17 protein-coding genes are annotated in these 20,250 nt (G+C 66.3%); 9 read left to right on the forward strand and 8 right to left on the reverse strand.

Features of this window, described 5'->3' with window-relative positions:
* Positions 1 to 8: 8 nt before the first annotated feature.
* Positions 9 to 635, reverse strand: coding sequence for a chemotaxis protein CheC (locus NHH73_08520; protein USX28311.1), 627 nt, complete (start codon positions 633 to 635; stop codon positions 9 to 11).
* Positions 632 to 1,009: a response regulator gene (locus NHH73_08525; GenBank protein USX28312.1), complete on the reverse strand. Its 378-nt coding sequence runs from the start codon at positions 1,007 to 1,009 to the stop codon at positions 632 to 634. The genes NHH73_08520 and NHH73_08525 overlap by 4 nt, the downstream gene beginning before the upstream one ends.
* A 259-nt stretch (positions 1,010 to 1,268) precedes the next feature.
* On the opposite strand from NHH73_08525, the gene rpiA reads away from it, so the two are divergent.
* Positions 1,269 to 1,946, forward strand: a complete 678-nt coding sequence (gene rpiA / locus NHH73_08530) for a ribose-5-phosphate isomerase RpiA (protein USX28313.1) — start codon at positions 1,269 to 1,271, stop codon at positions 1,944 to 1,946.
* Positions 1,947 to 2,045: 99 nt separating this feature from the next.
* Here rpiA and NHH73_08535 read toward each other — a convergent pair whose 3' ends face one another.
* Together NHH73_08535 and argA are read right to left on the reverse strand one after the other, a co-directional pair.
* Entirely contained in the window at positions 2,046 to 2,318 is a 273-nt protein-coding gene (locus NHH73_08535; protein USX28314.1) for an oxidative damage protection protein, read from the reverse strand.
* A 35-nt stretch (positions 2,319 to 2,353) separates the two neighbouring features.
* A complete protein-coding gene (gene argA / locus NHH73_08540; GenBank protein ID USX28315.1) occupies positions 2,354 to 3,664 on the reverse strand; it encodes an amino-acid N-acetyltransferase in 1,311 nt (436 codons plus the stop codon).
* Positions 3,665 to 3,718: 54 nt separating this feature from the next.
* On the opposite strand from argA, the gene hrpA reads away from it, so the two are divergent.
* Positions 3,719 to 7,939, forward strand: a complete 4,221-nt coding sequence (gene hrpA / locus NHH73_08545; GenBank protein USX28316.1) for an ATP-dependent RNA helicase HrpA — start codon at positions 3,719 to 3,721, stop codon at positions 7,937 to 7,939.
* Between the two features lie 88 nt (positions 7,940 to 8,027).
* On the forward strand, positions 8,028 to 9,248 hold the full coding sequence (locus NHH73_08550; protein ID USX28317.1) for a PHB depolymerase family esterase: 1,221 nt from the start codon (positions 8,028 to 8,030) through the stop codon (positions 9,246 to 9,248).
* Positions 9,249 to 9,343: 95 nt separating this feature from the next.
* Here the strand turns inward: NHH73_08550 and NHH73_08555 are convergent, their stop codons facing one another.
* Both NHH73_08555 and NHH73_08560 read right to left on the reverse strand, forming a co-directional pair.
* Complete coding sequence (locus NHH73_08555; GenBank protein ID USX28318.1) at positions 9,344 to 10,348, reverse strand: alpha/beta hydrolase; 1,005 nt, start codon at positions 10,346 to 10,348, stop codon at positions 9,344 to 9,346.
* 114 nt (positions 10,349 to 10,462) lie between these two features.
* The gene (locus NHH73_08560) at positions 10,463 to 11,743 is read right to left on the reverse strand and encodes a putative Na+/H+ antiporter (GenBank protein ID USX28319.1); all 1,281 of its coding nucleotides are present in this window, start codon (positions 11,741 to 11,743) and stop codon (positions 10,463 to 10,465) included.
* A gap of 137 nt (positions 11,744 to 11,880) precedes the next feature.
* Between NHH73_08560 and imuA the strand changes: the two genes are divergently transcribed.
* The 3 genes from imuA to NHH73_08575 are packed head-to-tail and all read left to right on the forward strand — an operon-like array spanning position 11,881 to position 14,832.
* Positions 11,881 to 12,600 carry a translesion DNA synthesis-associated protein ImuA gene (imuA, locus tag NHH73_08565; GenBank protein ID USX28320.1) on the forward strand — a complete coding sequence of 240 codons (720 nt, stop codon included), beginning with the start codon at positions 11,881 to 11,883 and terminating at the stop codon, positions 12,598 to 12,600.
* On the forward strand, positions 12,533 to 14,011 hold the full coding sequence (locus NHH73_08570) for a DNA polymerase Y family protein (protein USX28321.1): 1,479 nt from the start codon (positions 12,533 to 12,535) through the stop codon (positions 14,009 to 14,011). The genes imuA and NHH73_08570 overlap by 68 nt, the downstream gene beginning before the upstream one ends.
* A gap of 53 nt (positions 14,012 to 14,064) precedes the next feature.
* Positions 14,065 to 14,832 carry an alpha/beta fold hydrolase gene (locus NHH73_08575; GenBank protein USX28322.1) on the forward strand — a complete coding sequence of 256 codons (768 nt, stop codon included), beginning with the start codon at positions 14,065 to 14,067 and terminating at the stop codon, positions 14,830 to 14,832.
* A gap of 5 nt (positions 14,833 to 14,837) precedes the next feature.
* On the opposite strand, the gene NHH73_08580 is transcribed toward NHH73_08575, so the two are convergent.
* Together NHH73_08580 and NHH73_08585 are read right to left on the reverse strand one after the other, a co-directional pair.
* A complete protein-coding gene (locus tag NHH73_08580) occupies positions 14,838 to 15,185 on the reverse strand; it encodes a hypothetical protein (protein ID USX28323.1) in 348 nt (115 codons plus the stop codon).
* Positions 15,186 to 15,263: 78 nt separating this feature from the next.
* Positions 15,264 to 17,144, reverse strand: coding sequence for a peptidase M61 (locus NHH73_08585; GenBank protein ID USX28324.1), 1,881 nt, complete (start codon positions 17,142 to 17,144; stop codon positions 15,264 to 15,266).
* A 258-nt stretch (positions 17,145 to 17,402) separates the two neighbouring features.
* On the opposite strand from NHH73_08585, the gene NHH73_08590 reads away from it, so the two are divergent.
* From NHH73_08590 to NHH73_08600, 3 genes are all read left to right on the forward strand, one after another.
* Positions 17,403 to 17,975 (forward strand): hypothetical protein, encoded by a 573-nt coding sequence (locus NHH73_08590; GenBank protein ID USX28325.1) that lies wholly within the window; start codon positions 17,403 to 17,405, stop codon positions 17,973 to 17,975.
* Positions 17,976 to 17,994: 19 nt separating this feature from the next.
* Positions 17,995 to 18,453 (forward strand): Hsp20 family protein, encoded by a 459-nt coding sequence (locus NHH73_08595; protein USX28326.1) that lies wholly within the window; start codon positions 17,995 to 17,997, stop codon positions 18,451 to 18,453.
* Positions 18,454 to 18,649: 196 nt separating this feature from the next.
* Positions 18,650 to 20,209: a Do family serine endopeptidase gene (locus NHH73_08600; GenBank protein USX28327.1), complete on the forward strand. Its 1,560-nt coding sequence runs from the start codon at positions 18,650 to 18,652 to the stop codon at positions 20,207 to 20,209.
* Positions 20,210 to 20,250 lie beyond the last annotated feature (41 nt).

Here is a 20,250-nt window from a genome sequence, read left to right on the forward strand (position 1 = left end):
CGCACGGCTCAGGCCTGCCCCATCGCGCGCGCGATGTACTGGTTGATCTGGGCCTTGAGGTCGTGCATGGCCGACAGGTCGAGCACGAACGCGACGTAGCCCTGGATCTGGTGCTTTTCAAGCACGAAGTCGATGTGCAGCATCAGCACCACGGCGTCCGGCTCGCTGCCCGAGGCAGTCAGGATTTCGTCGCTGGTGCCGACGTGGTAGGCCGGCAGCGAGCCGCGCAGCTCGTGCTGGAAGATGTTGGCCAGCGTGCCGACGCAGGAGTTCAGGATGATGTTGCCGATCTCGCACATGGCTTCCTGCTCCATGTCGGTCAGCTCGGCCAGCGGCACGCTCTCGCCGACCATCAGGCGCACGATCTCGAGGCTTTTATCCTCGGGGAACATCAGGATCGCCTCGGTCTCGAAGGCGCCCTCGTAGTGCTGGCTCACGCCGCAGATGCGCTCGGGCTCGAACACCCGGTTGCGCAGCAGGCGCGCGGCGTCGGCGCGGTGGACGAAGGTGATCGACGGCACCGACATGCGCACCGCCTCGTTGACGATGGCGCTCATCGAGGCGGCCGCCTGGCCGACGCCGATGTTGAAGATCTCGATCAGGGCGTCGTTTTCCAGCTCGGACAGCACGATCATGGCCCGGCCTCTTCGAGCGGCGAGAGCAGGCGGGCGATGCGCGCCTCGGTGATGGGTTTTTCGACGAAGCCGACGCCGATCGCCTCGGCCGCCTCGCGCGTGGCCGTCTGCACGTTGGCCGTCAGCAGCGAAATCGGCAGGTCGGGATTTTCGCGCCGCAGCTGCTCGGCGGCGGCGATGCCGCCCATGCCGGGCATGTTCACGTCCATCAGCACCAGGTCCGGGTGCACGTCGCGGGACTTGACCAGCGATTCCTCGCCGGTGCCGGCCTCCTCGACGATCCAGTCGGGATGCAGGCCGGTGATGTACTGGCGGGCCATCAGGCGCGAGACGCGGCTGTCGTCGACGATCAAGACTGTTTTAGCTTGCGGCATGGAACTCCCCGGACGAGCGTTTGAATGGGATCTGCTGGGTTTATTTTCGCACAATCGGCGGCGCCGCTGGCGAGGTTCGTACCGTCCGCGCCACCGTTGTGCAAGTCTGCGACACCGGGTCCGGGTCGATGTTGTTCAAGCGCAATTTTTAGCGGAAATCGGGGGCGGGCGGGGGCGATCCGTTAAAATGGCGGCTATTCGGCCGCAATCCAGTCACTTTGCGGCCACACCGTTTTCCCTTTTAGATAGAAATAGCATCATGACTCAAGACGAACTGAAGCAAGCCGTGGCGCGCGCCGCCATCGATTACGTGGTCAAGAACGAGATCATCGGCGTGGGCACCGGCTCCACCGCCAATTTTTTCATTGACGAGCTCGCGAAGATCAAGGCCGACATCAAGGGCGCCGTGGCGTCGTCGGAAGCCACCGCGGCGCGCCTGCGCGGCCACGGCATCGCCGTGTTCGACTTGAACGACGTGCCGGAGATCGCCGTCTACATCGACGGCGCCGACGAGATCACCCACACCGGCGCGATGATCAAGGGCGGCGGCGCGGCGCTCACGCGCGAAAAAATCGTCGCCTCGGTGGCCAAGCGTTTTGTGTGCATCGCCGACGGCTCCAAGCTGGTCGACGTGATGGGCAAGTTCGCGCTGCCGGTCGAGGTGCTGCCGATGGCGCGCGCGTCGGTCACGCGCGAGCTGGCCAAGCTGGGCGGCGAGCCGAAGCTGCGTCTGAAGCCGGGCACGGACGAGGCTTTCATCACCGACAACGGCGGCATGCTGATCGACGTGGCCGGCCTGGCCATCACCGATCCGGTGGCGCTGGAAGCGCAGATCAACCAGATCGTCGGCGTGATCGCGGTGGGATTGTTCGCCGCGCGCGGGGCCAATGTGTGCCTGCTGGGCACCGCCGAAGGCGTGAAGACGTTGAAGTTTTAAGAGGCATACCCCCGGCCAAACCGGGGTCGTACCCAACTGGGTACGACCCCAAACCCGCGGCGGCCGCTGGCCACAACGCTGGTTCGGGGTTGTTAAGATTTACTCGGTCGGCGGCACGTAGCCCATGGCCGCGTCGGCGCCGTCGCCGAAGAAATGCTTTTCCATCTGCTGCGCCAGGTACTTGCGCGCGCGCTGGTCGGCCAGGTTCAGGCGGTTCTCGTTGACCAGCATGGTCTGGTGCTTGAGCCAGGCGGCCCAGGCTTCCTTGGAGACCGTCTCGTAGATCTTCTTACCCAGTTCGCCCGGATACGGTGGGAAGTCCAGTCCTTCGGCTTCCTTGTTGAGTTTGACGCATTGCACGGTGCGGGCCATCTGTGTTGCTCCTAAAACGGTTCGATAAACCGTGATTATAAAGATTTAATCAGGACCTGGGATTTGCGCTGCCAGTTATACATGCGCTGGCGGTCCTTCGGCAGCGAGTCGACCGTGGTCGGCACGAAGCCGCGCTTCTGGAACCAGTGCGAGGTGCGCGTGGTGAGCACGAACAACTTGGTCACGCCGATGGCGCGCGCGCGGTTTTCCATGTGCTTCAAAATGCGCTCGCCATCGCCCTGGGCCTGGACCTCGGGGTTGACGGTCAGGCATGCCATTTCGGCCATTTTCTGTTCCGGGAACGGGTACAGCGCCGCGCAGCCGAAGATCACGCCATCGTGCTCGATGACGGAGAAATAATCGATCTCGCGCTCGATCAGCTCGCGCCCGCGCTTGACCAGCGTGCCGTCGGCCTCAAGCGGCTCGATCAGCTTGATAATCCCGCCGACGTCCTCAATTGTGGCCTTGCGCAGCGATTCGAGGTTCTCGTGCGAAATCATGGTGCCCACGCCGTCGTGGGTGAACAGCTCGAGCAGCGCCGAGCCGTCCATCGCGAACGGCACGATGTGCGAGCGTTCGACGCCGTTGTCGCAGGCCTTGATGCAGTGTTTCAGGTAAAAGGCGGTCGAATCGGGCAGGAATCCCGCTTGCAGCACGGCCTCGGCCTGGTGCGACGACAGCTCGCGGATTTCGGTGCCGGCGGCGTCGACCATCATGTCGGTCTCGGTGATGAACACCAGTTTGTCGGCGTGCAGCGCGATGGCGGCGCTGCAGGCGACGTCCTCCATGGTGAGATTAAACGCCTCGCCGGTGGGCGAGAAGCCCAGCGGCGACAGCAGCACCAGGCCGTCGGAGCCGAGGATCGAGTGGATTGTCTCGGCGTCGACCTTGCGGGTGACGCCGGTCAGTTCCAGGTCGACGCCGTCGATGACGCCGAGCGGGCGGGCGGTGATGAAGTTGCCGGAAATGATACGGATGGCCGCGTTCGACATCGGCGTGTTCGGCAAGCCCTGGCTGAAGGCGGCCTCGATGTCGAGGCGCAACTCGCCGGCGGCCTCCTTGGCGCACTCCATGGCGGCCGTGTCGGTGATGCGCACGCCGTTGTGGAAGCGGCCCTCGACGTTCCGCAGGGCCAGTTGTTCGGCTACCTGCGGGCGCGAGCCGTAGACCACGGTGACGTTGATGTCGAGCGCGTGCAGCAGCGACAAATCGTGGGCCAGCACCTGCAGCGCGCCGGCGCTGACCAGTTCACCGGGGAAGGCGACCACGAAGGTCTTGCCACGGAAGGCGTGGATGTAGGGCGCGACGGAACGCAGCCATTGGACGAATTGGGTAGGGTTTTCCATTAGCCGCATTATAATTCGGTGCGCGAGTTCCGCGCTCCAATCTTGTAAAAAACAATGTCAGAAGCCAGCAATAAACCGAAAACCGCCGACAACCGCACGCCTGGCCAGCCCCGCAGCCCCCGCAACGACCCGTCCCGCACCCCGCAAGCGCCCGGCGCCCGGCAAGGGCAGGGCGGACCGCGTCCGCAGGGAGAGGCCCGCCAGGGCGGCCAGCCGGGCCAGGGTGGTCGTCCGCCGCAGGCGCGCGCGCCGCGTCCCGACGGCGAGGGCGGTTCGCGCGCCCAGCCGCGTCGGGAGCCCAAGCCCCGTCTGACACCCGAGGAGCAGGCCGCCCGCGCCGCCGAGCGCGCGTTCCGCAACCCGCTGCCGCCGATTACGTTCCCGGAAGACCTGCCGGTCTCCGGCCGCCGCCACGAAATCGCCGAGGCGCTGCAAAAGCACCAGGTGATCATCGTCTCGGGCGAAACCGGCTCCGGCAAGACCACCCAGCTGCCGAAAATCTGCCTGGAGCTGGGACGCGGCCAGAAGGCGCTGATCGGCCACACGCAGCCGCGCCGCATCGCCGCCTCGTCCACCGCCAAGCGCATCGCCCAGGAACTGGGCACGCCGCTGGGCGAGACGGTCGGCTTCAAGGTGCGCTTCGCCGACACTCTGATGAAGGGCGCTTCGGTCAAGCTGATGACCGACGGTATCCTGCTGGCCGAGACGCAAACCGACCCGCTGCTGAAGAACTACGACACCATCATCATCGACGAGGCGCACGAACGTAGCCTGAACATCGACTTCCTGCTTGGCTACCTGAAGCAGCTGCTGCCGCGCCGCCCGGACCTCAAGGTGATCATCACCTCGGCGACCATCGACGCCGAGCGCTTCTCGCGCCATTTCGGCACGCCGGACATGCCGGCGCCGGTGATCGAGGTCTCCGGCCGCCTGTATAAAGTCGAGGTGCGCTACCGCCCGATCGAGAGCGATGTCCAGAATCCCGCGGTCGCCAACGCCGAAGGCAAGGGCCAGCGCACCGCCGCCGCCCGCGAAAAGCGCGACCTGATGGACGCGGTGGTCGACGGCGTCGATGAACTGTGCCGCCTCGGCTCCGGCGACGTGCTGGTGTTCCTGCCCGGCGAGCGCGAAATCCGCGACGCCGCCGAGGCGCTGCGCAAGCACCATCCGCCGCACGTTGAGATCCTGCCGCTGTTCGCCCGCCTGTCGGCCGAGGAGCAGGAGCGCGTGTTCAAGCTGACCAACGCGCGCCGCATCGTGCTGGCCACCAACGTCGCCGAAACCTCGCTGACGGTGCCCGGCATCCGCTACGTGGTCGACGCCGGCCTGGCGCGCGTGAAGCGCTACAGCTACCGCAACAAGGTCGAACAGCTGCAGATCGAGCCGATCGCGCAGTCGGCCGCCAACCAGCGCGCCGGCCGTTGCGGCCGCGTCGCCGACGGCGTCTGCATCCGCCTGTACGAGGAGCAGGACTTCCTGCAACGGCCCAAGTTCACCGAGCCGGAGATCCTGCGCTCGTCGCTGGCGGCCGTCATCCTGCGCATGAAGTCCCTGCACCTGACCGATGTCGAGACCTTCCCGTTCATCGAGCCGCCGCTGGCGCGCGCCATCGCCGACGGCTACCAGCTGCTGCAGGAACTGGGCGCGGTCGACGAATACAACCAGCTCACGCCACTGGGGAACAAGCTCGCCAAGCTGCCGCTGGACCCGAGGGTGGGCCGCATGATCCTCGCCGCGCTGGACAACGCGAGCCTGAACGAAGTGCTGATCATCGCCTCCGCGCTGTCGGTGCAGGACCCACGCGACCGCCCCATGGAGCACCAGCAGGCGGCCGACGAGGCGCACAAGAAGTTCGCCGACGAGAAGTCGGAGTTCATCAGCTACCTGAAGATCTGGCAGTGGTTCGAGAACGCCATCGAGCACAAAAAAACCAACCGCCAGCTGATGGACAACTGCCGCGCCAACTTCCTGTCGCAACTGCGGCTGCGCGAGTGGCGCGACGTGCATTCGCAGCTGCTGACCATCGTCAAGGAGCAGGGCTGGCGCATCAACGAGGCGCCGGCCACGTACGAAAACCTGCACCTGGCGCTGCTGACCGGCCTGCTGGGCAACATCGGCTTCAAGAGCGAGGACGAACCGGGCGCCGGCTACCTGGGCGCGCGCGGCATCAAGTTCAATATCTGGCCGGGTTCCTCGCTGCTGAAGAAACCGGGCAAGTGGATCATGGCGGCGGAACTGGTCGACACCACGCGCCTGTACGCGCGTTGCGTCGCCCGCATCGAGCCGGAGTGGCTGGAGAAGGTCGGCGGCCACCTGCTGAAAAAATCGTGGGGCGAGCCGCGCTGGGAAAAACGCGGGGCGCAGGTCAGCGCGTCCGAGCGCGCCACGTTGTATGGCCTGGTGGTGTACAGCCAGCGCCGCATCAACTATGCGCTGCACAATCCGGCCGAGGCGCGCGAGATCTTCATCCGCGACGCGCTGGTCGGCGGCGACTACGACACGCGCGCGCCGTTCTTCGCCCACAACCACAAGTTGATCAAGGAGATCGAGAACCTCGAGCACAAGTCGCGCCGCCTCGACGTGCTGGTCGACGATGAATTGATCGCCGCCTTCTACGACAAGCTGATACCGGCCGACGTGGTCAACGGCGCCGGCTTCGAGAAGTGGCACAAGGACGCCACGGCGGCCGAGCCGAAACTGCTGTACCTCAATCGCGACGAATTGATGCGCCACGAGGCGGCCGGCGTGACGACGGACCTGTTCCCGAAGATGATGTCGGTGACGGGACTGGAAATGGCGCTGACCTACCACTTCGAACCTGGCAGCGTGCGCGATGGCGTGACGATGGCCGTGCCGCTGTTCGCGTTGAACCAGTTGCCGCGCGAGCGCTGCGAGTGGCTGGTGCCGGGCATGTTGAAGGAGAAGGTGCACCTGCTGCTCAAATCCCTGCCGCAAAAGCTGCGCCGCCATTGCGTGCCGCTGCCCGATTACGCGGCCAGGTTCTGCGAGCGGGTGCACGAGGCGGGCATCTTCGGCCGGGGCGACTTGATCGACGCGATCATCGCCGACATCCGGTCGCAAATCACGATCTCGGTGCTGACCACCGACTTCAAGCCGGAGACCTTGCCGGCCCATCACTTCATGAACTTCAAGGTGATCGACGAGCACGGACGCCAGCTGGAGATGGGCCGCAACCTGGCCACCCTGCAGGCCGAATTCGGCGCGCAGGCGCGCGAGAGCTTCCAGAAGATGGCCGAGACGTCGGGCACGCAGGGAGTGACGATGCGGGCGCTGGGCAGCGGGGGCGCTGCTGCGCCTTCGGTAGCGCTTTCGCGCGCGGCCGGCGGCAACGCGGCAGCGGCGTCGGCGCCGGGCAAGGGCAGCGATAAGGCCAAGGAGGCGTCCAGCGCCGCCAGCGGCATCACCTTGACGGGCCTCACCAGCTGGACCTTCGGCGAGCTGCCGGAGCTGCTGGAGATCGTCCAGGGCAAGCTGACCTTGATCGGCTTCCCGGCGCTGGTCGACAAGGGCACGCACTGCGACCTGGAGGTCTTCGACGATCCGACGGTGGCGGCGCGCACCCACCGGATCGGCCTGCGCCGGCTGTTCGCGCTGCAGATGAAGGACCAGATCAAGTTCATCGAAAAGGGCATCCCCGGCCTGCAGCAAATGGGCATGCAGTTCATGAGCATGGGCACGCAGGAGGAGCTGCGCGAACAGATCATCAACAAGGCGCTCGATATCGCCTGCCTGCAAGATCCGTTGCCGCTCGATGCCGCCAGTTTCGCCAAGCGCAAGGACGAGGGCAAGTCGCGCCTGGTGCTGCTGGTGAACGAGATCGCGCGCCTGCTGTCGCAGGTGCTGACCGAATTCCACGGCCTGCCCAAGCGCTTGCAGGGGCTGCCGGCGGCGGCCGCCGCCGACATGCAGGCGCAGTTGCAGGCGCTGGTCAACAAGCGCTTCCTGTCGGACAACGAGTACAGTCAGCTGGCGCACTTCCCGCGCTATCTGAAGGCGATCAACGTGCGCATCGAAAAGCTGCGCGGCGACCCCGCGCGAGACGCCAAGCTGATGGCCGAATGGCAGTCGGCGGCGGCGTTGTACCAGCGCGCCAACAAGGATAAATCGGCCGGCAAGAACACCGATCCGAAGATGGTCGAATTCCGCTGGATGCTCGAGGAGTTGCGCGTGTCGCTGTTCGCCCAGGAGCTGCGCACGCCGATGCCGGTGTCGGCCAAGCGCTTGCAGAAGGTGTGGGAGTCGATGTTGCGTTGATGACGCATCAATCGTCCGTAAGCGAGGTGGCGAACGCAGGCGGATGGAGTTTTCGGGGTAGACTTTATGGCAACAGGAGGTCGACCCGATGAAGAGTGCCGCTGGTTTGCTGCGTAGTCTGGTGCGTACCGGCACACGTCAGAGCAAGTCCGTCAACAAATTGATGACGGCGCTGTTCAAGGCCGCCACGCCGCCCGCGCCCAAGCGCAAGCGGGCGCCGGCGGCCAAGGTCGTCAAGGTGGCCAAACCCCCAGCCAAGAAGGGGTCGGACCCCGTACGGGGTCCGACCCCAAAACCGGCGGCGCGCGCGGTCCCGGATGCCGGGGTGCGGGTTAAACGTCCGGTTCGCGCCGCCAACCCGCCCACGCCCGCTCCCCACACTCCGCCGGCGCCGGGCAAGTGGCTGGCCTCGCACTACGCGACGCCGGCCGGCGTGGGCACGCCCGCGCATCGCCTCGGGTACTGGCTGTACCTGCCCAACAATATTCCCGCCCAGGCGATCCGCAAGGGCTTGCCGCTGGTGGTGATGCTGCACGGCTGCCAGCAGACCGCCACCCAGTTCGCGCAGGGCACGCGCATGAACCAGTGGGCCGAGCAGATGGGCTACGCCGTGCTCTATCCGCAGCAGTCGGTCAGCGCGCACGCGCAGCGCTGCTGGAAATGGTACGACCGCGCCACGCAGGAGGGGGGCGGCGACGTGCCGATGATCGTCGGCATGGTCAACAAGGTGATGACGGAATACGCGATCGACCGTTCGCGCGTCTACATCGCCGGGATCTCGGCGGGGGCCGGCATGGCCAACATCGTCGCGCTCAACCACCCGCGGTTGTTCGCGGCGGTGGGCATGCATTCGGGTCCCGTGTTCGGCGCCGGCCACAGCCAGATGGGCGCGCTCGGCGTCATGCAGCACGGCGGCGGCCTGCGCGCGGACATGGCGGTGCGGGAAGTGCTGATGCGCCAGCCGCAGTTCCCCGGCATGCCGATGATCCTGATCCAGGGCGAGGGCGACAGCGTGGTGCGCCCGATCAATCAGACGCAACTGGTCCGCCAGAGCCAGGCGTTCAACCGCATCGGCGCCGTCGCGCAACCGAAGACCACGCTCAAGTCGCAGGGGCGGGGCGGGCGCCACAACGCCCACCGCATCGACGACTTCTACGACGGCAGAAAGTTGCTATTGCGCGTGGCGCAGATCGAGCAGCTCGAGCACGCCTGGAGTGGCGGCGACGACACGTTGGCCTACAACACCAAAGCCGGCCCGGACGCCAGCAAGATGATGATGCAGTTTTTCAACCGCCACCAGCGCGCCTAACCCCGGGGTCAAGTCTGTCATTGGGACACGGGCTGAACGGCCGTGTGGTTGTGTTCGTGTCCGAAAGACAGACTTGACCCCCTTATAAAACGCGCCTAGTCGATTTGTTTGAGCACCTCCAGCACGGCGGCCGTCACGGCGGCCGGCTGGTCGCCTTGTATGCCGTGCGCGGCGCCGGCCACCACGCGTTGCGCGCCTTTGGTCGACAGCGCGGCGAGCTCCTTGTGGATCTTTTCGTTCTCGTCCTCCATGGCCTTGTTGATGGCGCTTTGCGGCTTGTCCGGAATGGCGTACGGGCTGACGCCGCGCGTGAGCACCAGCAGCGGCAGGTCGCCGAAGGGTTTGCGCAGCGCGCGCAGCTGGTTGTCGCTGGCCGGGATCGCCTTGTATTCGTCGACCCGCGTGCGCCAGTAGGCTGTCGTCTTCATCGTCTTGAGCACTTGCGGGCCGATCACCGGGCCGTAGTAGTCGGCGGGATTGCCGATGCAGTTGGCCAGCGCCTCGGCGCCGGCCTTGAATCCCTTGGCCGCCGCGCGCAGGCAGTCGTCATCATTCTGTTTGACCATGTCGTAGACTTTGCCGATCATGCCGCCGGAGGCTTTGTTCAGGCGCGTGGTCTCGTCCTCGGTTTGCGGTTCGACCAGTACCAGGCCTTTGACCTCGTCCGGATGGCGGTAGGCGTAGACCTGGGCGTTGCCGCCACCCAGCGAGTTGCCGACCAGCAGATAGGGTGGCTTGACGCCAGCCTTGGCCAGCGCCTTGTGCAGGTCCTCGACCGCGTTGTCCGACGTGTTGGGCCGGCTGGCCGGGTCGCTGAAGCCGTAGCCGGCGCGGTCGTACACGCAGGCGCGGGTGTGCTTGGCGACCTCCGGTTGCACCTTGAACCAGCTCCAGCCGCCGTCGCCCGAAGGGCTGTCGAACAGCACGGTGGTTTTGCCGGCGCCGCTGCAGTACAGGTTGAGCTTGCGCCCGCCGAGGTCGACCCGCAGCTGCGGTGTGGCGAAGGCGCTGTCGGTGGGCCGCGCCGCCGCCGCTTGGGCGGACGACGGCAGGCAGACGGCGGCGCCCAGCAGCAGGGCGGCTAGTGGTGGTGTTCTCATCATCGATCCTATCGCTAACAGTTGACGGGCAGTAAGGTTGCAGTTAGATACTAGGATATTTTTACCAATCGGGCATCATTTTTTGACAAGTACCGCCACGCGGCACCTTCCGGCTTACAGCAGCAGGAAGGCGGCCGCCGCGACGATGGTCGGGCCCAGCGCGCCGAGCAGCAGGCCGACGGCGCCGATCGATTCGTCGTTGAAGCCGCGCCGCAGCAGCGAGGCGCCGGCCGGATTGGGTGCGTTGGCGATCACCGTCAGGCCGCCGCCGGCCACCGCGCCGGCCATCAGCATGTATTGCGATTGTTCGGAGATGCCCACGATCAGCGAGCCGAGGTAGGTCAGCGCGGCGTTGTCGGTGATCGCCGTCAAGCCCAGCGCGCCGAAGAACAAGGCCACCGGCGACAGGCTTTCGACGATGGGCTGCAACCACCATTGCTGCATGCCGCCGAGCACCACCAGGCCGGCCAGGAAAAAGCCCACCAGCAAGCCTTCCTTGATGATCAAAGGATTCTGGTAGCGCTGGTAGGCCGACGTGAAGCCGAGGAACAGCATGAACAGGCCGAGGAACAGCACCGGATGGTGGCTGAGCAGCACCACGCCGGCCAGGAAGGCGAGGTGGATCAGGGTGACCGGCCATGGCACCGGCAACGGTGTATCGACGGCGACGGCGTCGCCGTCCGGGCCCGGCCCGGCGGCGCCGGCCAGCGCGCGCAGGTGCGGGCGCAGCAGCAAGCTGACGACGCTGGCGTTGAAGGCGACGGCGACGGCCGCCTTCCAGCCGAAGTGGCTCGCCATGTGGGCGCTGTCCCATTGCCAGGTGGAGGCGACCATCAGCACCGGCGGCGCGGCGTAGGCGGTGAGCGTGCCGCCGATCGAGACGTTGACGAACAGCACGCCGAGGGCGGCGTACTTGAGCCATTCGGGCATGCCCTGGCGGAAAATGAGCGGCGCCAGCATCAGCGCCGCCAAGGTCATCGCGGCCGGCTCGGTGATCAGCGAGCCCGTCAGCGGCACCAGCGCCAGGCCGAACCAGGCCAGCGCCAGGTCGGTCGACATCGGCAGCAGCCGGGCCAGGGTGCGCAGCACGCGCCGGACGATGTCGAGCACCGGGCGCGAGGCGGCCACCACCATCACGGTGAAGACGAACAGCGGCTCGGTGTAGTGGCGCGTTTCGGCGTAGTCGACGGCGGCTTGGGGGCCGTCGAGGAAGGCCATGGCAGTGATCAAAATAAAGGCCCAGAAGCCGAACACGACCTCCACTTCGCCCAGCAGGTGGAACAGGCCGGCGTGGCGCGGGTGGCGGCGCGAGAGCACCTCGAAGGATTTGGCGGTGAAGGTGTGGAGCAGGGCGAGGCCGAAAATGACCGCGCCGACCAGTTGTATTGTGTGCAAAATAATGTCCTGGTGATGTTTCCGTGGCGTCATGTTACAGCATGCCGCGCGCCATACAAATTCGGCCTTGCCAAAACGGGGTTGAAATAGTACTGTGTATTTATACAGTATTTGCGCTACAATGCGCTGGTGACATCATGAATCCTTCCACCCTTATTGCCGCGCCGGAAACCGTCCATCCGTCGCTGTGGCGGGCGTCGCAACTGGCGCACAGCGCCACGCGCTGCGTCGACACCGGCTTTGCCGCCTTGTCGGCGCAGTTGCCCGGCGGCGGCTGGCCGCTGGGCACCCTGATCGACTTGCTGCTGCAGCAGGACGGCATCGGCGAGTTGCGCCTGCTGCGCCCGGCGCTGGCGGCGCTGGGCAAGCGGCCCATCGTGCTGCTGCAGCCGCCGCACCCGCCGCAGGCGCTGGCCCTGGCCGCGCTGGGGCTCGAGCCGTCGCAATTGATCTGGATACGCGGCGGCGGCGCCCAGGGCAAAGGCGGCGGCGACGCCTTGTGGGCGGCCGAGCAGGTGCTGCGCAGCGGCTGTTGCGGCGCGCTGCTGCTGTGGCAAACCCACGCGCGCGGCGAAACCTTGCGCCGGCTGCACCTGGCCGCGCAAAGCGCGGACACGCTGTTTTGCATGCTGCGCCCGCTGGCGGCCGCGCAGGACGCCTCGCCGGCGCCGCTGCGCCTGTCGCTGACGGCGGCCGCCGGCGGTGTCGACATCGGTTTCGTCAAGCGGCGCGGGCCGCAGCGCGACACCCCCTTGTTCTTACCTTTGACCCCTTCTTTGCTACAACGCCATGCGCCTCTGGATCGCCCTGCACCTGCCCCGGCTGCCGCTCGAAGTGTTTTGCCCGCGCTGGTCTGACGACACCTGCACCGTCGTGCTCGAGCAGGAGCGGGTGGCGGCGATGTCGGCGTCGGCGCGCGCGGCCGGCGTCGCGCCGGGCATGCGGCGCGGCGGCGCGCTGATGCTGGCGCCGCACGCGCGCTTCCAGCAGCGCGCCCCGCAGCAGGAGGCCGAGGCGCTGCAGGCGGTGGCGATGGCGCTGCTGCGCTTCACGCCGCAACTGGCCATGGCCGAGGAGGCGACCCTGTTGCTCGACGTGGGCGCCAGCCTGCGCCTGTTCGGCGGCGTGCGGTCATTGTGCCGGCAGATCGCCGCCAGCCTGCGCGCGCTCGGTTTCAGCGCCGTCATCGCTTGCGCGCCGACCGCGCGCGGCGCCTGGCTGCTGGCGCGCGCCGAGGCCGGGCGCGCGCTGACGGTGGCGTCGATGACGCGGCGCCTGGCGCGCCTGCCGGTGGGCCTGCTGCCGCCGGCGCGGCCCTACCTGGCCTGGCTGGAGGGCATCGGCTGCCTGACCGTGGGCCAGGCGCGCGCGCTGCCGCGTCCGGGCCTGCAGCGGCGCTGCGGGCGCGCCTTGCTCGACATGCTCGACGACGCCCACGGCGAGCGCCCCGAAATGCACCAGTGGCTGGCGGCGCCGGCCAGCTTCCGCGCCAAGCTCGAGTTGTTCGACCGGGTCGAGAACGCCGAGGCGCTGCTGTTCGGCGCGCACCGGCTGCTGCTGCAGCTGACCGGGTGGCTCAGCGCGCACCAGTTCGCCGTCGAGCGCATCGTCCTGTTGCTCGAGCACGAGCGCGGCCGGGTGGCGCGCCCGCCGACGGCGCTCGAGGTGGTGCTGGCCGAGCCGACCTGGCGCGACGAGCATCTGGTGCGCCTGCTCAAGGAGCGCCTGGCCAAGCAGGTGCTCGAGGCGCCGGTGATCGGCCTGTGCCTGGAGGCGCCGCGGGTGCGGCCGATGGCGCCGCCGAGCGAATCGCTGTTTCCCGAGCCGGGCGGCAGCAAGGAGGACTGGCAGCGCCTGCTCGAGTTGCTGACCGCGCGGCTGGGGCCGGAGAACGTGCTGCAGGCGGCGCCGCGCGCCGATTACCGGCCCGAGCACGCCAACGCCTGGGTCGGCGTGCACGACAAGATACGCCCGGCCGACGCCCGCGCGCAGTTGCCGCCGGACCTGCCGAGCCTGCCGCGTCCGGCGTGGCTGCTGGCCAAGCCGATCGCCCTGCTGATGCGCGAGCACCGGCCGTTTTACGGCTCGCCGTTGAAGATCGTGTCGACCGGCGAGCGCATCGAGGCGGGCTGGTGGGCCGAGATGCAGAACCGCGATTATTTCATGGCCGAGGGGCGCGACCACGCGCATTACTGGTTGTACCGGGAACGCAGCGGCAACGACGCCGAGGCGGTCACGCGCTGGTATTTGCACGGGCTATTCGGCTGACATGGCGGCCGGGGTTTGATGTATTCTTGGCGGAACTCATCCAGGGAACCCCTATGCGATCACATAAACAGGCATTCCCCGGCGCCGACGGCGCCAAACTGGCCGCGCGGCTCGACGCGCCCGATGGCGACGCGGCCGACATCAAGGCCTACGCCTTGTTCGCCCACTGCTTCACGTGTGGCAAGGACGTGTTCGCCGCCAGCCGCATCGCGCAGGCGCTGACCGGCCACGGCATCGCCGTGCTGCGCTTTGACTTCACCGGCCTGGGCGCGAGCGAGGGCGAGTTCGCCAACACCAATTTCTCGTCCAACCTGGCCGACCTGGTGGCCGCCGCCGACTTCCTGCGCGACAATTTCGCCGCGCCGCGCCTGTTGATCGGCCACAGCCTGGGCGGCGCGGCCGTGCTGGCCGCCGCCGACCGCATGCCGGAAGTGAGCGCCGTCGTCACCGTGGCCGCGCCCAGCGACCCGTCGCATGTGACCGGCCTGTTCAGCGCGCACCTGGACGCGATCGCGCGCGACGGCGAGGCCCAGGTGCAACTGGCGGGGCGGCCGTTCCGCATCAAGCGCCAATTCGTCGAGGACGCCGGCGAGCATAATTTGAAGGTGAAGATCGCAGCCCTGAAGCGGGCCCTGATGGTGATGCACGCGCCCGGCGACGACACGGTGCCGATCAGCAACGCCGTCGATATTTTCACGGCCGCCAGGCATCCGAAAAGTTTTATCTCGCTCGACAGCGCCGACCACCTGCTGACCCGGCGCGAGGACGCCGTCTACGTGGCCGACCTGATCGCCGTCTGGAGCGGTCGCTATCTGGCTTGAACCAGTCAGTCGTCGCCGAATTCCTCGGCCAGGTCTTTCCAGCCCTTGCCGGCGGCGAAGGTGTTGAATTCGTCGGGCGATTCGAGCACCAGCAGTTTGCTCTCTTGCAGCACGGGATCGCCGGCCGTCAGCGCCGGTCCCTTGTAGCCGACCGTGCGCAGCTGCGCGACGACCGCGTCGATCAGCGATTTGTCCTTGTGCAAGCCGTTGATCGAGGCGGCGAAATCGACGTAGACGTCGATCGCGCCGTAGCCTTCGTCGAAGATGCGGATCGCCTTGGCGTCGTGGGCACGGCCGGAGCCGTCGGTGGCCTTGAAGGGGCCGCTCAGTTGGATGTCGGTGTCTTTGTTCATACCGCCAGCATACACCAAAACGTAGCAAAACCGCCCCGCGCCGCCCGTGCGGGACAGGCGCGGGGGCGACGTGTTCCTTTACTTCAGCGGCTTGAGGATGGCCTCGAGCCGGTCCGGCACGCCCTTGATGCGCTCCAGGCGCGGGTACTTCAGGCCGCCGTGATAGTCGAGCGCGTAGGTCTGGTACAGATTGCCCTTTTTGACCAGCAGCTGGATCGGCTCCTTGCCGTCCTTGGCGGCCGTGACCGCCGCGCGCAGCACGTCCGGCTTGTAGGCGCGGCCATTGACGGCCAGCAAAGTAGAGCCGCCGGACATGCCGGCCTTGAAACCGACGCCTTCCCACATGAATGCCTCGAGCTTGCCTTCGGCGCCCACCGAGAAGCCCAGCGAATACTGGAAGTTGGCCGACTTGCTCAGATCCTCCTGGGCCTTGAGGAACGCGGTTTGCTGCTCGGCGTAGACCAGTTTCCAGCCGGCGCGCGCCAGGCCGTCGAGCGGCGCGCCGGGGCCGTGGCTTTCCACGCGGCTGCGCAGAAAATCGGCCCAGTCGTACGGCTGCACCGCGTTCAGCGCCGCCACCAGTTGGTCGAACGTGTAGTGCCTGGCGACCCGGGCGCCGTCGTCGACGCCGAAGAAGGCGCGCGCGAAATCGTCGAGCGAGCGCTTGCCGTTGGACAGCTCGCGGATGCGGGTATCGGCGTCGAGCCAGATCAGCTGGCCTTCCTGGTAGTAATCCTCGCCGCGCTGCCAGTTGTTCCACACCTGCGGGCGGCGGGCGTTGACGATCGGATCGTAGGTGGTGTCCTGCACCGCGCGCCATTCGCGGCCCTTGACGTTGTCCAGCCGAGCGGCCGAGGCGGCCAGCAGGTCGCGCGTGTTCTCCGGCTTGATCAGCCCCGAGCGCGCGGCCAGTACGGCGCCCCAGTACTGGGTTTGGCCCTCGTACACCCACAGCAAGGAGTTGTCCAGCGGCGTGTTGAAGTTGGGCACGTCCTGGCCGGCCGGGCGGCGGAACTTGCCGTTCCACGAGTGCACGAATTCGTGCGACAGCAACTCGCGCCGCGCCTCGTACTTGGCCCATTCGGTGAAGTAGCCCAGCTTGACGCCGTTCTCGCTCGACTCGTGGTGCTCGCGGCCGATGCCGCCGAATTCGTCGCTGATGGCGAACAGGAAATCGTAGTGGCGGTAGTGCCTGGAATCGAACAGTTTATAGGCTTGCTGGATCAGCGCGCGGTGCGGCGCGATCTGCTCAGGCGTCGCCGCCAGCTGCTCGGCGCTGTCGGCCACCATGTTCAGGTGCACCGGCACCTTGGCGCCCGGATCGAGGTCGACGCGGCGGAAATAACGGCCGGCGAACAGCGGCGAATCGAGCAGCGTTTCCAGGTCGAGCGGCTTGAAGGCGATCTCGTCGCCGTTGCGCGCGGCCGTCTCCAGCGCGCTGCCGAACTGCCAGCCGGGCGGCACGGTCAAGTTCGGCTGCACGGTGATGTTGCGGCTGCGGTAGCCGGCCGGATACAGCGCCAGCGACTGCCACTGCACGCCCAGGATGTCGGCGGTGAAGGTGGTGCGGCCCTGGCTGGCCTCGATCGGCGACAGGTACTGGAACTCGACCTCGATGGCGCTGGCGTCGGCCGGCACGTCGATGGCGAAGGCCCAGACGTTGAGCGGGTCGCGCTTCCAGTCGAGCGGCTTGCCGTTGGCGCTCGCTTTGAGGCCGGCGAACTGGTTGAGCGCGCCGCTGGGGCCGTGGTTGGCCACCACCCATTGCGGATACAGCAAGGTCAGCTTGCCGGGCTTGGCCGGGATGGTCTGGCGCACGCGGAAGATTTGCTGGGCGAAGTTGCTGGCGTCGACCTTGAGCACGATGGTGCCCGGATAGGGCTGCTCGGAGATCGTTTCTGCCTGGGCGCTGAAGGCGGTGGCCAACAGGACGGCGAGTGCGGCACGGATAGGGAACATGGGGCGGCGTGATAGAGAGTTGAAAGGGAGGTTGAAAGGTTGGGCAAGAGAAAGAGTTTAGCACGCGCGCAAGCGGGTAAATGCTGCGGGAATACACAGGGGGGTATGCACCACCGGCCCCCTGCAGGAAGTGTTCGATTTATTTTTCTATTTCCTTCTATTTTTTTCTATTTTCCCGGCGGGAGAACCGACCGCGCCAAATTAGGTCTAACTAGAAGAAAGTAGAGGAAAGCAGAAGAAAATAGAAGGGGAAATCGAATGAAATCCACATTGACCGTGCAGCTGGACACCGCCACCCTGCTCAAGCTGATCAACCGGCTCAGCGAGCTTGGCGGCACGCAGGATTTATCGGAGGGCGTGTCGTCGGCGATCGAATTTTGGCTGGCCGAACAAGCCAAACTCGCTACCGGCTGCGACCCGGCGAGCGTGCGCGGCTACCAATGGAAATCGCTGTTTTTGCCCGAGGGAACCGTACTGCGCTCATGGAGCTACGGTGATCACAACTATGCCCGGGTCGAGGGCGACCAAATTATCCATGAAGGAAAGTCGGTGTCGCCCAACCAGTTCGCGCAATTGTTCGCGCGCACCACACGCAAGACGAACCTTCTGAGCCGCCACGCGATCCGACACCTGGCGCCGGGTGGACTTTGCCCGAGCGCCGCAAATTCCGTTTCCGGCTGGAAGACGTCGCGTTCGACTGAAAAATTTTTAAAAAAAAGTGGGCCGCTGGGGATGTTGAAGGCGTTTTTCAAGGCCTTGAAAGCCCCGAAAAGCGACCTATATCGAACTCAGTGGTTGCCCAGATGGGGGCCACGCTTCCATATCGCTTAACTTGAAAAGGATATTTATCATGCGTACTTTTGACCTCACTCCTCTGTATCGTTCCGCTATCGGTTTTGATCGTCTGGCACAACTGCTGAACGATGCCCAGCGGGGAGATTCCGCACCAAGCTACCCGCCTTACAACATCGAGCTGGTCTCCGAAGACAAGTATCGGATCGTGATGGCGCTCGCCGGTTTCGACCGGTCGGAAATCGACATCACCTTCGAACGCGATTCGCTGCAGGTTGTTGGCCGCAAACAGAAGGACGCCACCGAGCGCACCTATCTGCACCGCGGCATCGCGGCGCGTGACTTCGAGCAGCGCTTCCAGCTGGCCAACCATGTCAAAGTGACCGGCGCGTCCTTCGACAACGGCATGCTCACCATCGAACTGGTGCGTGAGATTCCGGAAGCCCTCAAGCCACGCAAGATCGTCATCGATGGCAGCGACAACGTCGCGGCCCTGGAGCAGCGCCAGGCGGCGTAATCCGATTGTAGGGTGTGCGCCTTCGGTGGCACACGAGTAGGACCAACTGGCCGGTTTATCCGGCCAGTTGCACGTCCACCATCTTAATAAATTTGCATTGTTTGTAAGTATTTGTATCGGTAACTCATGTTAAGTGGCGTCTAAGTTTTTTGCCTCATATTGAATACATCTAACCTCATTCAATTCAGGAGTGCATATGTCCCAAACTACTTCGTCCGGATCGAAGACCGCCAAGCGCGCCGTCGCCGCCGTGGCCGTACTGGCCGCGATCGGCGCGGGCGGTGCGGTGGTGGTCCACCAGAACAGCGCGACGGCCGCCGGCGGCGCTCCTGTGGCCGCCGTGGCAACAGCGGCTGCGCCCGCCGCCGCCCAAGCTGCGCCGCAGGCGGTGCCGGCGCCCAGCATCTCGCTGCCGGACTTTAGCGTCGTGGCCGCCCACAACGGCCCGGCCGTGGTCAACATCAACGTCACCGGCAGCGTCAAGACCTCGTACGACGGCAGCGGCCAGGCCGGTCCAGGCCGCGGCGACGCCTTCGGCGACGACCCCTTCATGGAATTCTTCCGCCGCTTCCAGGGCCAGCAGCAGCCGCGCGGCCAGCGCGAAATGCCGACCCACGGCATGGGCTCGGGCTTCATCATCAGCGCCGACGGCATCATCCTGACCAACGCCCACGTGGTGCGCGACGCCCGCGAAGTGGTCGTCAAACTGACCGACCGCCGCGAATTCCGCGCCAAGGTGCTCGGCTCCGATCCCAAGACCGACGTCGCCGTGCTCAAGATCGACGCCAAGAACCTGCCGGTCGTGCCGCTGGCCAAGACCGACAACCTGAAGGTGGGCGAATGGGTGCTGGCGATCGGCTCGCCATACGGCCTCGACAACACCGTCACCGCCGGCGTGGTCAGCGCCAAGGGCCGCTCGCTGCCGGACGATTCGTACGTGCCGTTCATCCAGACCGACGTCGCCGTCAATCCCGGCAACTCGGGCGGGCCGCTGTTCAACACCCGCGGCGAGGTGGTCGGCATCAACTCGCAGATCTACAGCCAGACCGGCGGCTACCAGGGCCTGTCGTTCGCCATCCCGATCGACGTCGCCACCAAGATCAAGGACCAGATCGTCTCCAAGGGCAAGGTCGAACACGCCAAGCTGGGCGTGACGGTGCAGGAGATCGACCAGAGCTTCGCCGATTCGTTTAACCTGGCCACGCCGGAAGGCGCGCTGGTGGCCAACGTCGAACGCGGCGGTCCGGCCGACAAGGCCGGCCTGCGTCCGGGCGACGTGGTGCGCACGATGAACGGCCAGAAGATCGTCAGCTCGATCGACCTGCCGGCCATGGTCGGCCTGGCCCAGCCGGGCTCGAAGATCAACCTCGAGGTGTGGCGCAACGGCAAACTGGTGCCGCTGACGGCGACCCTGGGCAATGCCAACGATAAAGTCGCCGCCCTGGCCGACCGTAGCGAGCGCGGCGAGCGCGGCGACCAGGGCGCCGCCAAGCTGCGCCTGGGCTTGTCGCTGCGTCCGCTCGACCAGATGGAGCGGCGCCAGTCCGGCATCCCCGGCGGCCTGGTGATCGAGGACGCCGGCGGCGCGGCCGCCAACGCCGGCATCCAGCCGGGCGACGTGCTGCTGTCGGTAAACGGGCTGGCGGTGAACACCGTCGACCAGGTGCGCCAGGTGGTCGACAAGTCCGGCAAGTCGGTGGCGTTGCTGATCCAGCGCGGAGATGAGAGAATCTTCATCCCGGTGCGGCTGGGGTAATCAAAAACCGGTCATTTGCAACCCCTCTGGCGGAATTCGAC

This window comes from Oxalobacteraceae bacterium OTU3CINTB1, from assembly GCA_024123955.1.
Classification (GTDB): Bacteria; Pseudomonadota; Gammaproteobacteria; order Burkholderiales; family Burkholderiaceae_D; genus Rugamonas.

Excerpts from the sequence above, each read along its gene's own strand:
- imuA (USX28320.1), top strand. The coding sequence starts at position 11,881 with ATGAATCCTTCCACCCTTATTGCCGCGCCGGAAACCGTCCATCCGTCG.
- NHH73_08595 (USX28326.1), top strand. The coding sequence starts at position 17,995 with ATGCGTACTTTTGACCTCACTCCTCTGTATCGTTCCGCTATCGGTTTT.
- NHH73_08520 (USX28311.1), bottom strand. The coding sequence starts at position 635 with ATGATCGTGCTGTCCGAGCTGGAAAACGACGCCCTGATCGAGATCTTC.
- hrpA (USX28316.1), top strand. The coding sequence starts at position 3,719 with ATGTCAGAAGCCAGCAATAAACCGAAAACCGCCGACAACCGCACGCCT.
- NHH73_08570 (USX28321.1), top strand. The coding sequence starts at position 12,533 with ATGCGCCTCTGGATCGCCCTGCACCTGCCCCGGCTGCCGCTCGAAGTG.
- argA (USX28315.1), bottom strand. The coding sequence starts at position 3,664 with ATGGAAAACCCTACCCAATTCGTCCAATGGCTGCGTTCCGTCGCGCCC.
- NHH73_08525 (USX28312.1), bottom strand. The coding sequence starts at position 1,009 with ATGCCGCAAGCTAAAACAGTCTTGATCGTCGACGACAGCCGCGTCTCG.
- rpiA (USX28313.1), top strand. The coding sequence starts at position 1,269 with ATGACTCAAGACGAACTGAAGCAAGCCGTGGCGCGCGCCGCCATCGAT.
- NHH73_08575 (USX28322.1), top strand. The coding sequence starts at position 14,065 with ATGCGATCACATAAACAGGCATTCCCCGGCGCCGACGGCGCCAAACTG.
- NHH73_08600 (USX28327.1), top strand. The coding sequence starts at position 18,650 with ATGTCCCAAACTACTTCGTCCGGATCGAAGACCGCCAAGCGCGCCGTC.
- NHH73_08580 (USX28323.1), bottom strand. The coding sequence starts at position 15,185 with ATGAACAAAGACACCGACATCCAACTGAGCGGCCCCTTCAAGGCCACC.
- NHH73_08590 (USX28325.1), top strand. The coding sequence starts at position 17,403 with ATGAAATCCACATTGACCGTGCAGCTGGACACCGCCACCCTGCTCAAG.
- NHH73_08535 (USX28314.1), bottom strand. The coding sequence starts at position 2,318 with ATGGCCCGCACCGTGCAATGCGTCAAACTCAACAAGGAAGCCGAAGGA.
- NHH73_08585 (USX28324.1), bottom strand. The coding sequence starts at position 17,144 with ATGTTCCCTATCCGTGCCGCACTCGCCGTCCTGTTGGCCACCGCCTTC.
- NHH73_08550 (USX28317.1), top strand. The coding sequence starts at position 8,028 with ATGAAGAGTGCCGCTGGTTTGCTGCGTAGTCTGGTGCGTACCGGCACA.
- NHH73_08555 (USX28318.1), bottom strand. The coding sequence starts at position 10,348 with ATGAGAACACCACCACTAGCCGCCCTGCTGCTGGGCGCCGCCGTCTGC.